Raw genomic sequence first — 14,927 nt, forward strand, 5'->3', positions numbered from 1 at the left:
CGTCGACCTGGTAGGTGTCCGGGCCGGTCACCTTCTCCAGGTAGAGGTCGGTGACGCACACGTCGGCGGACCGCTGCGCGCAGCAGGGCTACGGCGTCACAGGCTGATCTGCCAGGACTGCGCGTAGTTCCAGTCCGAGTTGCAGGCCCACAGGGTCATCCAGGTGCCGTTCGCCATGGAGTTGCCCTTGTTGGTGATGCACTTCGCCCCGTGTAGGTCCGAATGCGGGTCCTGGGGCGAGGCCGGGTGAGCGGCGCGGGTGTCGGTGAGGAGAGCGGCGCGTACCCGCCTGGTGAGTTGAACTTACCTTGAATCAAAGAGCATTGATGCTTCGTCAGTGGCTGCGAGAGGGTTTTCGTGACCGGAGGCCGTGTCGAACGCGGCGGGCCGAACGGATCGGCTGACGCCCGTTCCCGAGCGCTGAGGAGTCCCCCGTGCGTGCTGGCACTTCCGTCCGCAGAGCCCCTGCCCTGGCCGCCTGTGCCGTCGCCCTGGCGGCGCTGCTGTGGCCGGTCGCCGCCGCCGCCTCGCCCGCGGCCAGTCCGCCCTTCTGGACGCAGACCCGGATCGGCCTGTACGACCCCGTCCCGGCGGGCTGGGCGGTGATCGGGCAGAGCCAGTCGACCGGCCAGAAGACCATCGAGTACCTCGGTGGCGCACCGTACCTGGCCAGGGTGGCGGTCCTGGCGAACACCGCGGTCCCGGCCGGCTGGGTGCTGGTGGCGGTGTCCGGCGACGCCCAGACCTCCCAGGTCGTCTACCTCCAGGGCGCGCCCCACGGTGCGACGGCCACCGCCGACGTGGCCTGCGCGATGCCCGGCGGCCGGGTCTACGGCTACGCCGTGCCCGGCGGCTGGACGGTCACCGGCAGCGGCACCAGCGGACCCTGCTCCTACCAGAACCTGCGCTTCCCCCGACCCGCCCCGGGAAGCCGCGGCCCGGTCGCCACCGCCCCGATCCCGCGCAGTCGGAGGGCGCGAGGCCAACCCCGACCACCCCCGGCCGCCGGACCGTCCTCAGTCCTTGAGCATCACCAGTGGCAGGCCACCGTCGCCCCGTGCGCCGCCCGTCCCGCCGACCTGGTAGCGGTCGGCCTCCAGGTCCGCGGCGAAGCGCTCCAGGAACTCCCGCAGACCGGCGCTCTCGTAGCGGGCCCGCCAGCCCTCGTGCGACCAGTCGATCATCTGACCGCGACGCTCCGGCGTGGGCGGATCCAGGTCGATGCAGATCACGTCACCGTTGCCGATCCCGATGACGGGGATCCACCCGGCGGACCAGGCGACGTCGCGGCGGATCACGCCGTCCTCCTCCCGCTCGTCCCACGGCGGGTCCCCGGCGTCGACGACCCGCTCACGCCAGTCGTCCGCCATCGCGGCGAGCGAGTGGAGCGCGTCGTGCCAGCCGATCAGGACCCCCGGCAGGCCGTCGTGGCAGCGGTAGGACTCCCTGACGTCCTCCGGGAGCTCCACCCCGATCACGGCCTCCACGGCCGCGATCTCCTCCTCGGTGGCACCGGGCGGCATCGCGGCCACCACCTCCGGGGCGATCCGCCCGAGCGCGGCCTCGATCCGCGCCCAGATCTCCTGCATCGGGAATCCCTCCGTCGTCACGACGGACGGAACGTAGCACCCGCCACTGACGCCGGACCGGGCAGCCGCTTCCTCCCGCGTCGGCCCGGGTGGCGTGGCCCCGCTGTGGAGCCACGCCACCCCGGCAGTTCGGCTGCGACTCAGCCCATCGTGCAGGCGAGCTGCGCCTTCACCGCGTTGCGGAGGTCCTCCTGGGCGCGGCAGTCGGCGCTGAAGACGTCCTCCCACTTGGGGCTGATGACGTGGACGTTGACGATCTCGGTGACGACGTCGACGCTCTGGGCCTTGATGGTGTTCTGGGCGATCAGCACCTGCTGAGTCGGTGCCGTCTGGGCGCCGATGACGCCGCCCTCGCCGTAGTAGAGGTTGGTGATCTTGGTGTAGACGGTGACCCGCTTGCCCTGGATGTCGTTGCCGACGATGGCGACCGTCCAGTCCTTGTAGTTGCGCTGCCAGCCGAAGTTGGTCCGCTGGTTCAGGGCGGACACGGCGGCGTACCCGAGCTTGGCGACCCAGTAGTGCTTGATCAGCGGGCGCCCGCCCGGGTGGTCCCGGGGGTGCGCCGGCTCGCCCAGCTGCACGTCGCCGAACCGGGCCTCGTTCGCGATGTCCAGGCGGTCCGCCGCCGAGCTCGAGGCGGGCGCCGCGCCGGCCGGTGCGGCGATGCCTCCGGTGACGGCGAGGGCCGCGGCCCCGGCGACCACGGCCGTCCTCCACGTTCCGACCGGCCGCTGACTGGTTGTCATCCTGGTGCTCCTCGATCTCGTACGTCGACGAACGCGCGGGCACGCCCCCGTGCCCGCCGCCGGGGAACACCCGGCGACCCCGACTCTCGCCGAACCGCATCGGGCGCACATCAGTCATTTGACTGCGAGGTGCGCGTCTGACTGCGAGGTGCGCGTCGCGCGGCGGCCCACGGCGCGTCAGTCATGGCGGACCGGGCCGGGCCGTCCGGTCGCTGCCGGTTCGGCAGCCGGGGCGGCGGCCGGGTCGCTCCGCCCGGGAGAGGCCCGTGTCCTCGTGTGCGTGAGGTCATGTCGACGGCGTGACCGGGGACCGTACGCCGAACCACTGCCCGGCGCCGTACTCCTCGAACCGTGCCACCTCGGTGAACCCCAGCTTCGCCGCGACGCGCATCGAGGCGCGGTTGGCGGTCCGGGTGCAGACCACCACCGGCTCGCGCGGAAACACGCCGGTGAACCAGTCGAGCGCCGCCGTGCACGCCTCGGAGGCGTACCCGTACCCCCAGGTCTGCGGCAGGAACATGTAGCCGAGCTCGGTCTCCCCGCCCTCCGGCCGGACGTGACCCGGACGCCCCGGGTCGCGCGGGTCGAGCGTGATCATGCCGATCATCGCGCCGCCGAGCTCGACCGCGAAGAAGCCGAAGCGCCGCCCGGGCACCCGGGGCATCGCGCGCTCGAGCTCGTCCCGCGGCCGGGCGCCACCGACGTGGGTGCCCACCTCCGGCGAGGCGAACAGCTCGATGAAGGCGGCGCGGTCCCGGGCCTCGGACCCGCGGAGCACGAGCCGTTCGGTCCTGATCGGGGCGGGCGGCCAGGCGGAGGCGGTCACGTCGTCCTGGTCCGGCATGAAGGGCTCCTGATCCTCGCGGCCGCACGGTGCGGCCCGCACGGCGGCGACGCGCAAAGGCCTCTGACGCCGCCACAGATCGAGACGCGTTCCGGCGAGGGTCGGTTGCCTGCGCTCGGAGAGGGCCGCCACCCGCGTGCCACAGCCGTCACCCCGTAGCGTTCATCGCCAGTCGACTGCAACGGGCAGCAGCCTGTCGTTGCGTTAGATTCAGGAGCGTTGCAACGATTTACGCGCTTTTACCTGCGCAAATGCTGATCGGTCGCAACGAGAGTGTTGCCCGAATATGGAAAGCAACGTAGCTTTTCCATCGTCAGAAACGACGAGCGCAAGCACAGGAGAGACATCATGCAGAAGTTCGACACCCCCGCCCCCGTCACCGCCGTCCTGGACATCCCGGCGGGACTCATCCGGCTCACCGCTGCCGACCGCAGCGACACCGTGGTCGAGGTCCGCCCGGCGGACGCCTCGAAGAACCGCGACGTGAAGGCGGCCGAGCGGATCCGGATCGCCTACGCCGACGGAGTCCTGCGCATCGAGGCCGCGCCGGCGCAGAACCGGATCCTCGGCGACGGCGGACAGGTCGAGGTGAGCGTCCAGCTGCCGGCCGGCTCCCACATCGAGGCGAAGGCCGCCCTCGCCGAGCTGCGCGGCACCGGACGCCTCGGCGACGTCGTCTTCGAGGGCGCACAGGCCACGGTCGACCTCGACGAGACGGCGAGCGCCCGCCTCACCCTCCAGTCCGGCGACATCCACCTCGGCCGCCTGGGCGGGCCCGCCCGACTCGGCACCCAGAAGGGCGACCTCACCGTCACCGAGGCTGCCGGCGGCGCCGTCTCGCTGCACACCGAGCACGGCGACATCTCGGTCGGCGCCGCCCGCGGCGTGTCCGCCACCCTGGACGCCGGCACCTCCTACGGCCGCATCCACAACGCGCTGCACAACACCGACGGGGCCGCCGCCCAGCTGACCATCATCGCGACCACCACCTACGGCAACGTCACCGCCCGCAGCCTCTGAGCGGGGCGGAGCTTCCGACGGCCCACGCCGACGCGCAACCCCTCGGCCCCACCGGCCGAGGGGCGCGCATGCCACGCCGTGACCCACCGACGAAGGGGGCGGATCATGGTCCGGCAGTGGCTACCGCGGCCACCGGGCGGGGGCGCTCGCGGGCGGCCGGTCCCGCCCCCCGCCCGGTACGGCTCAGCTGCCGCCGGCCACCAGCCCGTCCAGCGCGTCGCGGTCGACGTTGAGGGTCACGCCGCCGTACGTCTCGTCGGCGCCGCCCCGGTACTGGTGGATGCGGTGGTGGGTCCACAGATCGTCGGGCAGCCCGGCCTGCCCGGTGGTCGTGGGGCGGCCGTCCCAGCGGGCGTACCAGATCGCGTCGGGCATCGGCGCACGTCCGTCCCGGGCGGCCGCGACGACGTCCGCGATGCCGGAGTTCACGCTGGAGTAGAAGCCGGAGCGGTACCCGGCCGCGTGCAGGGCCTCGGTCCAGCCGACGGTGAAGTCGACCACCGCCCGGCTGCACACCTCGTCGCCCGTCGGATAGGCCTCCATGTCGAGGTACACCGGGCTGCCCGGCCCCAGGCCCAGCGCCTGCAGCGCCGCCGCCGCCTCGCCCGCCTCCTCGCCGCCCTGCTCCTCGGCCCGGTCCGGGTCGATCCGCAGCGGTTTGTCGTCCCGCTCGGCGCAGGGCGCCTGGAGCCCGACGTGCGTGGGCACCAGCTTCCACCCCATCGCCCGGACGGTGGCGACCCACTCCGGCGTCAACTGCTTCTGCTCACAGTGACGTTGACTACCGCTGCTGTAGATGTTCACCGCACCGTACGGTGAGGCGGTGCGCCAGGCGGACATCGCCGCCGCGGACGGGGCCGAGCAGGCGTCGAAGCCCGCGCCGGTGAACCGGTACTCCGGCAGCGCTTCCGCGACCACGGGAGGCGGTGCGGCGACGGGCGGGGCGAAGGGTGCGGGGCGGGCGGTCGGGGGCGCCGCCGCCGAGACGGGCGCGGCACCGTGGACGGCGCCGGCGAGCAGGACGAGCGGAAGCGCCAGGAGCGCGGTCGGTGAGGGAAGTCGCATCCCTCCGTCCTAGCCGCCGACCGCGGGCCCGCCCCGCCAACGTGCCGACGCGCCGCGTCCCGCTCACCCGGAATCACCACACGCCGGGCCCGGGCACCGGGCCGGTCCCCAGTGGCGACTCCCGGTTGACCACTGACGGCGGTCGACGACGGTGGAACCGTTGCCTCGGTGTCCGGCCGGTCGCCATCGCATGCCCCGCCACGAGCGGGCGGTGGAGGTGGGTGCGGGAGGCGGCCAGGTCGCCGCGGACTCCGGCACCGCTGACCTCACGGGCGGTGCGTCCGGCGGTTCCGCGCCCGGACAGCCGCTCACTGTGAGGACATGCCTTTGCGCGGAGGGTCAACTCCGCTTCCTGCCAGGCGGATACGTTTCATCGCGAGATGGAGGGCGGACTTCCTCCGCCCGGCCCACAGCCCCCAGGGAGGGATCCCCGTGCGCCCGAAACCATTCGCGCGGACGCGGTCGGCCGTCGTCGCCGCCGCGCTGCTCCTGCTCGGCACGGCGTCGGCGGGCCTGGCCGCACCACCGGCCCCCGCGGCCGCCTCCACGATCGCCGTGGGCGCGCAGTACGACAGCACCCACGTCTACCTCGAGCCGGGCACCGTCGAGGCTTTCGTCAGCAGCTGGGAGGCGACGTTCGGCGGAACACACACCGAGCCCGCGCTGGTCACCGTGACCCCCACCCCCAGCCTGACGGTCTCCGAACTCGTCCACTCGCCGGTCGGAATGCTCTCGGTCTTCGACTACCGCACGCCGGTGCCCTACGGCTTCGGCACCGAACGCACCGGCTGGCTGGTCCAGAACCTGGATCAGGGAGTACGCCGGGCCCGTGCCGCCGGTGCTGACGTGGTCGTCGAGCCCTTCGCGGATCCGATCGGGCGCGACGCGATCGTCCGCTTCCCAGGTGGCATCGACGCACAGCTGTACTGGCACACCACCCCGCCCTCCTACCCGCCGCTGGCCAGCGTCCCGGAGAACCGCCTCTACGTCCCGACCGGAGCCGTCACCGCGTTCCTGCACAGCTACCTGCGCTTCACCGGCGGCACGGTGGTCTCCGACGACGACCGCGCGCCCGGCAGCGAGCTGGGCATGCCCGGCACCACCTACCGCCGGGTCAGGATCACCAGCCCGTTCGGCAACACCGTCGTCCAGGCCACTGACGGCCACCTGCCCAGCCCGTTCGGCCGTGAGCTGACCGGCTACCAGGTGGACGACCTGGCCGCGACGCTCGCCCGAGCCACCGCCGCGGGGGCGCAGGTCCGGTGGGGACCGACCGCCACGGCCGACCGTGACAGCGCCCTGGTGCAGTTCCCGGGCGGATACCTCGCGGAGATCCACGACACCCGGACGCACCGCTGACCCGCAGCGTCCGTTCCCTTCCCTCCCGCGCCACCAGTCATCCCCGCACCACCAGTCATCGAGAGGTACGCCCATGCCCCACATCACCCTGTCCGACGGCTCGCAGATGTACTACAAGGACTGGGGCACCGGCCGTCCGGTGGTCTTCTCCCACGGCTGGCCGCTGAACGCCGACGCCTGGGAGAACCAGGCCGTCGCCGTCGCCTCGGCCGGCTTCCGCGCCATCGCGCACGACCGGCGCGGCCACGGCCGGTCCACCCAGACCTGGGACGGCAACCACATGGACCAGTACGCCGACGACCTCGCGGAGCTCCTCGCCCAGCTCGACCTCACCGACGTCGTCCTGGTCGGCCATTCCACGGGTGGCGGCGAGGTCGCCCGCTACCTGGGCCGCCACGGTAGCTCCCGCGTGAGCAAGGCCGTCCTGCTCGGTGCCGTCCCGCCCCTCATGCTCAAGACCGAGGACAACCCGGAAGGCACCCCGATCGAGGCGTTCGACGGCATCCGTGCAGGCGTCGCCGCTGACCGGTCCCAGTTCTTCCACGATCTGAGCGAGGCCTTCTACGGCTTCAACCGCCCCGCCGCGGCCGTGTCCGACGGCAAGCGCCGGGAGTTCTGGCTCCAGGGCATGCAGGCCGGGCTCAAGGGTGCACTCGACTGCATCGAGGCCTTCTCGGAGACCGACTTCACCGACGACCTGAAGCGGATCGACATCCCGGTCCTGGTCGCCCACGGTGACGACGACCAGATCGTCCCGATTGCCGCGTCCGCCGAGAAGAGCGTCGAGCTGCTGCCCCGAGGCACTCTGAAGGTCTACCCCGGTGCCCCCCACGGCCTGGTGGGCGCCTTCGAGACCGCGTTCACCCACGACCTCGTCGAGTTCATCAGCAGCTGAGCCGACCACGTGGCCGGGCCCGCGGGCCCGGCCCGCTCCCACGGCCCGCTCCCACGGCCCACGTCGACCCTGGGTGGTCCGGTCCAAGGGCGGTGTGGTGCCGTCAGTCCCCGGCGTCGCGGCCGTCGTACCGAGAACCGCACCACTTGGGCGGCCGCGTCCGGCGCCCGTGCGGCGCGCCGTCGATTCCCGTCGCCGGAGGTCGACAGTCCGATCGGTCACCCCGCCGGCTCGTACGCGACCCCGTGCGGTGCGCCGGCCCATCGGCGGAGGGCGGCGTCGAGGTCGGTGACGGTGTCGGGGTCGGCCCTGTCGCAGGCCCAGGCGACGACGCCGTCCGGGCGTACCAGCACGCCCGCCGGCGTCGACGGGCCCTCGTCCGCCACGCGGCGCACGCGTCCGGCCCAGGGGGCGGCGTGGCGGGCGAAGGTGCCGTCCGGAGTGCGATCGAGCAGCAGGAATCCGCCGGTGTGGCCGTGGTCGGCGAGGCGGGTGCCGTCGTTCAGCCGGAGGTCGGGGGCGTACCGTCCGATCAGCGGGTGGTCGCCGGGCAGGTCGATGTGCTGGGTGACCCCGGAGATCTTCTTGACCGCGTGGGTGGCGCCGGACGGGGTGCCGAGGAGGTCGGCCACGACCTCGCGGAGTGCCGCGGACTTGGCGTCGCCGCGCATCACGCCGATCTGGGCGCGGGTCCAGTCGAGTACCCAGGCGCCGAGGGGCCGTCGTTCGGCGTCGTAGGTGTCGAGGAGGTCCTCGGGGGCCCGTCCGGTGGCCACTGCGGCGAGCTTCCAGCCGAGGTTCATGGCGTCGCCGACCCCGAGGTTGAGCCCCTGGCCGCCGAACGGCGAGTGCACGTGCGCGGCGTCGCCGGCGAGGAGTACCCGGCCCGACCGGTAGGAGGCGGCCTGGCGGGCGTTGTCGGTCCAGCGGGTGGCGGCTCCGCGCAGTGCGGTGAGTGTGACGTCGGTGCCCGAGACCCGGCGGAGGCTGGCCTGGACGTCGTCGAGGGTGACGGGGGCGGTGCGGTCGTGGTGGGCGCCGTCGAACTCGACGGTGACGACCCGTCCGGGCTGGGGCCCGTAGCGGTACGCGCCCTGGGCGGACCACGCCCAGCCGTTCGCGAGCTTCTCCGGGTCGGCGATGTCGACGACGGCCAGGTGGCCGGTGAGTTCGGGGTCGGTGCCGGGGAAGCCGATGCCCGCGAGGCGGCGTACGGTGCTGCGCCCGCCGTCGCATCCGACCAGCCAGCCGGTGCGCAGGGGGCCGACGTTGGTGTCGACGAGGACGCCGTCGCCGGTGTCCTCGAACGCGGTGACCTCGACTCCGCGTCGCACCGGTACGCCGAGCCGCGCGAGGTGGTCGGCCAGGAGCGCCTCGAGTTCGCGCTGCGGCACCAGGCGGGCGCCCGCGGCGGCGGTGTGGTCGGCGAGGTCGGGGTCGGACCAGTCCACGAGGTCGGGGTCGAGGACCATGCCTGCGAAGTGCCCGGTGAACCGCGTCTCGCCCGCCTTCCGTTCGGCAGCCGGCTGGTGCCGACCGTCGGCGGGCCGTTGCCGAGCGTCGGTGGGGCGGGTGGGCGGCCCCATCCGCGCGAGCAGCTCCCGCTGCACCCGTTCGGCGGCGGGCAGCAGGCCGCGGCGGTCGAGCGCCTCGGCCGTCGGGATGTTGATCCCACCGGCCTTCATCGACTCGTCCGGCTCGGTCCGCCGCTCGAGCACCTGCACGGCCGCCCCGGCGAGCGCCAGCTCGGCGGCGAGGACGAGGCCCGCCGGCCCGGCGCCGACGACGGTCACGTCCACGGTCTCGGCGCCACCTGGGCCCGTGCCCTGCGCAGTAGCCCGAGCAGCGTCCCGATCCGGGCCGGGCTCCGGGCTCGCATCGTGCTTCGGGTCCTGCTGGATGCCCTGGGTCGGATTCACGGCGTGCTCCTGTCTCTCGTTACGAACACCGTTCTATTAACGAACAGCGTTCGTGTCAAGCTATGATGGTCGGGTGAACCCGAGAGAGCGACGCGCGGCGCGACAGCAGCCGCCCAACCCCGAGGCCGAACCCGCTGACACCAGGCGGCGGCGCCGCACCGCCCCGATCACCGTCGAGCAGGTCATCGACACCGCGCTCGGCGTCATCGCCACGGAGGGCTACGAGGCGCTGACCATGCGCCGACTGGCCGGCGCACTCGACACCGGGCCCGCCTCGCTCTACGCCCACGTGGTCAACAAGGCCGACCTCGACGACCTGCTCATCGGACGGCTCTGCGCCGAGCTCGACCTGCCCCGGCCCGACCCCGCGGCCTGGCAGGAACAGATCCGCGACGTCTGCACCCGCATCCGCGACCAGTACCTGAAGTACCCGGGGATCTCCCGGGCCGCCCTCGCCATGGCGCCCACCGACCTCGAGACCATCCGCGTCAACGAAGGCCTGCTGGGCATCCTGCTCGCCGGGGGAATCGCCCCGCAGGCCGCCGCCTGGGCCGTCGACGCCCTCCTGCTCTACGTGGCCGCGTACTGCCTCGAACTGTCGATCGTGCGCGAGCGCTCGGCGCACGAGGACGACGCCTGGGTCCTCGACCGCGACGAACTGCTCCGCCGCTTCGCCGCCCTGCCCGCCGCGACCTTCCCCCACACCACCCGCCACGCCGCCGAACTCACCGCCGGAGAGGGCCACGACCGGTTCGACTTCACCCTCACCCTGATGATCAACGGCCTCGCGCCGCGCTGAACGTTCCGTCCGTCGGATCCGATGGTTCCGCCCGGTCGGTCACGGCGCCGTACGCTCCGAGGCATGCACACCACCCTGACGGAACACGCCCGGTGCGTCTTCGGCGACGAGTACCGCCCCGCGCCCGAGTGCGCCGGCAACCACGAGGAGTTCCTCTTCGTCGAGCGGCTGACCTTCGCCGACGCGGACTCCATCCTCGCCATGCTCCGCGAACTCTGCCCGCACATCGTCGACGGCGAGCTGCCGGTCTGGGTCCGGAACCTCGCCTACCGCCTGCTCCTCCTCCAGCGCCCCGACGACCCGGAGCTGCTGCGCGAGGCGGCCCACAGCCTCTACCTGCACGGCCCGGACTGGGACGCCATCGCGGCAGACCTCCAGGCCCGGGCCGACGCCCTGGAAGCCGGACGCCCCCGGCCCTGACCGGCGGCAGGCCGTCGCCGGAGGTGCCGGAGGGCCATGCCGGTCACGGGACGCCGTCGATGGCGCCGGCCGAGCGAAGTGATCGCCCGAGGTCCCCGGTGAGGGCGCGGGGGTGCCGTCGCCACCACCACAGGTCGGGGCCGGGCAGTCGGTGGAACTGCTCGAGCGCCTGGCCGTCGTCATCGACGGTCGCGGCCCGGTACCGCCCGTCCAGGGCTCTGATCCGAGGAGTCCAGAGCTGGACGATGTGGTCGTCCAGCAGGAGCCATGCCTCGTGGAGCCAGTTCCGGCAATAGAGGTCGTTGGTGTACTCGTAGATGTCGTCGTCGTAGCCGCGCTCGACGGCACTCACCAGGGCGGCCCACGCGTTCACCCTGTCAGCGACCGTGAACGCCGTCCGCCAGCCACGTCGGTGCAACAGCTCGCCCACCTCGGTTTCAGTGGCCATGAGCGTGAGGCTCTCACGCCGGAACCCCTCGGGCCAATGAGGTGAAGTCCGTCAGAGGCTGACGATCCGCGGGACCGAACCGAACGGAACCTGACGCTGTGACGGCCCTCCCCGCGTTCGCTCCAGGCCTGCCCGCGTCGCTGCACCGACGGCACGCAGATCCGCAGGGCCTCGGCGCGGATGGCGCGGCGGTGCCGCCCGGCGGGCCGGGCCTCGCCAGCGAATGCTCCGGGCACGCCGTCGCGCGACGGGCCGACACCCCTTGGCCGCGCGCTAGTCGAGGAGGTCGGGGCGCCAGATGGTGGGGCTGGTGGGGTAGACGCTGGCGGTGGGGGAGACGTTGTAGGCGGCGTCGGTGGCGTCGGCGGCGACGACCCGGCCGAGGGCCTGGTAGGAGAGGGCGGTGGGCTGGCGTTCGGAGGTGCAGTCGGCGGGCGGGGTGAGGACGGTGGTGCCGGCGTCGAGGTCGATGACGTGGGCGGTGGCGGCGCCCGGGCAGGGGTGGATGGTCCCGGCGCGGGCGAACTCGAGGTGGACCTTGGCCCGGGTGGGGGCGCTGGCCCGGTTCGTCACCTTGAGGGCGAAGGAGACCCGGTCGGCCTCCACCAGGACGCAGACCCGCCAGGTGACGACGTCGGGGCCCTGGAAGGGGCGGCTGCAGCGGCTGTCCTCGCCCAGCGTGCCCTTCTCGACGCCGGGGCGCTCGGTGGCCGGCGCGGGTTGGACGAGGGGCGGCCGTTCGGTGGCGGGGGTGCTCGGGGCGGCTCGTCCGGCCGGGGCGGGGCGAGTGGCGGGGGGTGCCTGGGGAAACGGGGGTGTCAGGGGAACCGAGGTCGTCGTCGGGGACGCGGGGGACGTGGGAGACGCGGGGGATGTGGGGGCGACGGCGTCGGCGGAGTCCTCGACGGGCGTGGGGGCGGAGCCGCCGAGGAGGTGGAGGCCGAGGAGGCAGAGGAGGCCGAACAGGGCGCAGGCGGCCGCGGCGGTGAGTGCGCCGGTGAGTCGGCCTGCGGTCCGGCGGGCGCGGGCCTGGCGGTGGGGGCGGCGGGCTGTGGTGGGCAGTGAATCGGTGGCCGGGGCGGCGGGTGGCTCGACCGGTTCGGGCGGCGCGGCCGGTGAGGCGGCGCGGCGGGTGCTGTCGGTCCGGTCGAGGCAGTCGGCGGCCTTCTCCCAGGCGGTGCGCAGCGAGCGGCGCTGCGCGTCGGTGAACCGGCCGCTGCCGAGCATCACGTCGAGCACCTGAGCCGAGGGCAGGGTGTGGCCGGTCAGGACGCGGTGCCAGGTGCTCTTGCCCACCGGGCGGCCGGCCTTGGTGGACCGGTTCTCCAGTGACCGCCCCTGCAGGTCCAGCTGAGCCGTCAGCGTGGCGATCAGGCCGGTCCACTCCTGGACGTCCGGCGGGTGCGGAAGGGGGATCGCACGCCCCCGGGTGGGCCGACTGCCGCTCATCTGCCTCCTCCTCGCGCCTTCCCGGCGACCCGCCGCCGTCCCAAGTCCGCCACGTCGGTGCAGGTCACAGGCGTGTGGGACGGACGGGCGGGCTCTGGGACACCTGGGACCGGCCCAGGCTACCGACGGCGCCCCGCCCGGTGGCATGGTGATTGCCGTCGGCGCTCGCCGACGCCTCCCAAATCCCCGTCCCGGCCCGGGACTTCCTTCGCCGTGCCCGGGCGGGGAGTGAACCCGAAGGAGTGATCCCCGTGAACCAGGACCACCGCCGCGCCACGGACCGCACCACGGAGCGCGGCACGGACCGCGCCTCGTCCCGTGCTCTGCCCCAGGCGGTGCCCCTCGCCCGGACGGGGCGCGTCGTCGGCACGCTCGTCGCCGCGCTCGTCGTCAGCGGCGTCCTCGGCGTGAGTGCCGGCGCGGCGGACGCCGCGGCCACCGGCGGCGGCACGGACGCGAGTGCCGTCATCAGTGCCCCCGCCACGCGGGTGGGCTCCGCGCTCCGCGACCGGATCGTCTCCGTCGCCCGGGGCGAGGTCGGGGTGCGGGAGGGCAGCGCGGAGTGCGACAAGTACTTCCCGGGCGGGAGCCACACCTGCAGGACCTCCTGGTGCGCGGCCTTCGCCGAGTGGACCTGGCGCAAGGCCGGGGTCAAGGAGGTCCCGACCGACCTGACCGGTCGTGGAGTCGGCGCCTGGGGCCAGAAGCACCACCTGTGGCACGACCGCGGCGCGGCCCGGCCCGAGCCCGGCGACCTGGTGGTGTACGGCAAGCCGGCCCCACGGGAGACCGGCGGTCACGTCGCCGTCGTGGTCGCGGTGCACGGCGACGGGACGATCGACACCGTCGACGGCAACTACGGTGACAAGGTCACGTTGCGCAGCCACCTCGACCCCGAGCACGCGACCGGCGGTGCGAAGGGCCTGCCCGTCACCGGCTACGTCACCCCGCCCGGCGCATGACGGCACGAGGCGCCTGACGGTACGCAACGCCTGACGGCAGCACGTAGGGCCTGACGGTACGCAACGCCTGACGGCAGCTCGTCGGGCCCGACGGCAGGCGCCGCCCGACGGCCGCAGGAAACGCGAGAGGACCCGGGAGCGTAGCCAGCTCCCGGGCCCCTTTTTGCCGCCCAATTGCGCACACCGGCACGTTTAAGGGTCGCGGATCAGATTGAAACCGACGCGTTCTACCTTTGAACTACCGTGCCACGGAGCGGCACAGACAGGACTTGAACCTGCATTCGTCGATATTCGTCCGCACCCGGTCGATCCGGCGTTCGGCGGCGAATGCTGAGACTGGAGCGAGAATCTGAGTTTGAGGGGGCCTGCCTCTGCCTGGCTTGGGCTACCCCGGCCCGTGGTGCCGGGGGGAGGATTCGAACCTCCACTGTGACCCCTTGGTCAGCTTCAACATCAGTGTCAGCTTTGCGCGCCGTGCAACGCACCCGCCCGGCTCGGCGGGCGAGGTGACGTGCTCGGCGCACCCGCCCGGCTCCCCGGGCGGGCGATCATGGGGCTACCTGAACAGGTAGCCGAAGACGGCGTCACCCACCCGCTGGTCGGTGACCTCCACCGCGTTGGCCTCCTCGCGGGCGAACTTGACGGCCTGCTGGAGCTTCTCCACCCGCTCGGCGAGCTCGTTCACCCGACGGGCCGGCAGCGCGCCGGAGAACTTGACGGTGGTCCAGTAGCCGACGGCGATGTCCTCGTAGTACACCTCGACCTGGGCCGGGTGCTTGTCGGTCGCCTCGGCCTTGACGTGGTTGCGCGGGACCTTCTTGGTCCGGATGGTGCGCACCGGCTCGGTCTTCCAGGAGTCGGTGGACGCGTCCAGGTTCCACGACTCGGAGGCGTCCAGCACCGGGAGCTTCTTCACGAAGGTGAAGAGGTCCGTGAGCTGCTTCTCGAGGAAGAGCAGGTACGGCACCGGGACGCGGGCGAGCAGCACCTGGCCGTCCACGACCACGTCCGCACTCGCGCCGACGTTGGCCCAGTCCTTGGTGGCCGTCACGTCGAACAGCCGGGTGAGGGTCACCGCGGTGGAGCGCAGGACGTCCTCGGCCTTCAGCTGCACCCGGGTCGACTCGGGAGGCAGCTGCTCGCCCTCCTCGTCCTTGGGCTGGTACGCACGGGAGATCCCGGCCAGCAGAGCGGGCTTCTGCAGATCCTGATGGGCCTGCGTCAGCTCCTGGAAGGACTTCGACTTGACGCCTTTTTCGACGGCGATGATCTGGTTCAGCTTTGCCACGTCGAGGAAGCTATCAGTATCGAACTGATCGGCGATACCCGATTTCTGATCCCTACTGATTCACCACGTGTTCCCTACCGGTCGCCCCTCCTCAGTCGCCCGACCGGGTCAGCCGAACCGACCT

Annotated in this window: 14 protein-coding genes; 6 read left to right on the forward strand and 8 right to left on the reverse strand. The window is 72.9% G+C overall.

The window, feature by feature from the left end:
- Positions 1-1,016: 1,016 nt before the first annotated feature.
- From AB0N04_RS09460 to AB0N04_RS09470, 3 genes are all read right to left on the reverse strand, one after another.
- Positions 1,017-1,589 (reverse strand): SMI1/KNR4 family protein, encoded by a 573-nt coding sequence (locus AB0N04_RS09460; RefSeq protein ID WP_360206251.1) that lies wholly within the window; start codon positions 1,587-1,589, stop codon positions 1,017-1,019.
- A gap of 140 nt (positions 1,590-1,729) precedes the next feature.
- Positions 1,730-2,335 carry a hypothetical protein gene (locus AB0N04_RS09465; protein ID WP_360206248.1) on the reverse strand — a complete coding sequence of 202 codons (606 nt, stop codon included), beginning with the start codon at positions 2,333-2,335 and terminating at the stop codon, positions 1,730-1,732.
- Between the two features lie 286 nt (positions 2,336-2,621).
- Entirely contained in the window at positions 2,622-3,179 is a 558-nt protein-coding gene (locus AB0N04_RS09470) for a GNAT family N-acetyltransferase (RefSeq protein WP_360206247.1), read from the reverse strand.
- Between the two features lie 348 nt (positions 3,180-3,527).
- On the opposite strand from AB0N04_RS09470, the gene AB0N04_RS09475 reads away from it, so the two are divergent.
- Positions 3,528-4,199 carry a DUF4097 family beta strand repeat-containing protein gene (locus AB0N04_RS09475; RefSeq protein ID WP_360206244.1) on the forward strand — a complete coding sequence of 224 codons (672 nt, stop codon included), beginning with the start codon at positions 3,528-3,530 and terminating at the stop codon, positions 4,197-4,199.
- Between the two features lie 183 nt (positions 4,200-4,382).
- Here AB0N04_RS09475 and AB0N04_RS09480 read toward each other — a convergent pair whose 3' ends face one another.
- The gene (locus tag AB0N04_RS09480) at positions 4,383-5,264 is read right to left on the reverse strand and encodes a DUF1906 domain-containing protein (RefSeq protein ID WP_360206242.1); all 882 of its coding nucleotides are present in this window, start codon (positions 5,262-5,264) and stop codon (positions 4,383-4,385) included.
- Between the two features lie 432 nt (positions 5,265-5,696).
- Between AB0N04_RS09480 and AB0N04_RS09485 the strand changes: the two genes are divergently transcribed.
- Positions 5,697-6,623: a glyoxalase gene (locus AB0N04_RS09485; RefSeq protein ID WP_360206239.1), complete on the forward strand. Its 927-nt coding sequence runs from the start codon at positions 5,697-5,699 to the stop codon at positions 6,621-6,623.
- 73 nt (positions 6,624-6,696) lie between these two features.
- Positions 6,697-7,518, forward strand: coding sequence for an alpha/beta hydrolase (locus AB0N04_RS09490; RefSeq protein WP_360206236.1), 822 nt, complete (start codon positions 6,697-6,699; stop codon positions 7,516-7,518).
- 218 nt (positions 7,519-7,736) lie between these two features.
- Here the strand turns inward: AB0N04_RS09490 and AB0N04_RS09495 are convergent, their stop codons facing one another.
- Positions 7,737-9,317: an FAD-dependent oxidoreductase gene (locus tag AB0N04_RS09495; protein ID WP_360206233.1), complete on the reverse strand. Its 1,581-nt coding sequence runs from the start codon at positions 9,315-9,317 to the stop codon at positions 7,737-7,739.
- Between the two features lie 193 nt (positions 9,318-9,510).
- Here AB0N04_RS09495 and AB0N04_RS09500 point away from each other — a divergent pair, with 193 nt between their 5' ends.
- Positions 9,511-10,236, forward strand: a complete 726-nt coding sequence (locus AB0N04_RS09500; RefSeq protein WP_360206230.1) for a TetR/AcrR family transcriptional regulator C-terminal domain-containing protein — start codon at positions 9,511-9,513, stop codon at positions 10,234-10,236.
- Between the two features lie 63 nt (positions 10,237-10,299).
- The gene (locus AB0N04_RS09505) at positions 10,300-10,656 is read left to right on the forward strand and encodes a hypothetical protein (protein WP_360206227.1); all 357 of its coding nucleotides are present in this window, start codon (positions 10,300-10,302) and stop codon (positions 10,654-10,656) included.
- A 43-nt stretch (positions 10,657-10,699) separates the two neighbouring features.
- Here the strand turns inward: AB0N04_RS09505 and AB0N04_RS09510 are convergent, their stop codons facing one another.
- Together AB0N04_RS09510 and AB0N04_RS09515 are read right to left on the reverse strand one after the other, a co-directional pair.
- Positions 10,700-11,104 carry a hypothetical protein gene (locus AB0N04_RS09510; RefSeq protein WP_360206225.1) on the reverse strand — a complete coding sequence of 135 codons (405 nt, stop codon included), beginning with the start codon at positions 11,102-11,104 and terminating at the stop codon, positions 10,700-10,702.
- Between the two features lie 273 nt (positions 11,105-11,377).
- A complete protein-coding gene (locus AB0N04_RS09515) occupies positions 11,378-12,553 on the reverse strand; it encodes a hypothetical protein (protein ID WP_360206222.1) in 1,176 nt (391 codons plus the stop codon).
- Between the two features lie 251 nt (positions 12,554-12,804).
- Between AB0N04_RS09515 and AB0N04_RS09520 the strand changes: the two genes are divergently transcribed.
- Entirely contained in the window at positions 12,805-13,515 is a 711-nt protein-coding gene (locus tag AB0N04_RS09520) for a CHAP domain-containing protein (protein ID WP_360206219.1), read from the forward strand.
- 556 nt (positions 13,516-14,071) lie between these two features.
- On the opposite strand, the gene AB0N04_RS09525 is transcribed toward AB0N04_RS09520, so the two are convergent.
- Entirely contained in the window at positions 14,072-14,803 is a 732-nt protein-coding gene (locus AB0N04_RS09525; protein WP_360206216.1) for a hypothetical protein, read from the reverse strand.
- Positions 14,804-14,927 lie beyond the last annotated feature (124 nt).

It is taken from the genome of Kitasatospora sp. NPDC051702 (genome assembly GCF_040681575.1).
Lineage (GTDB): Bacteria > Actinomycetota > Actinomycetes > Streptomycetales > Streptomycetaceae > Kitasatospora.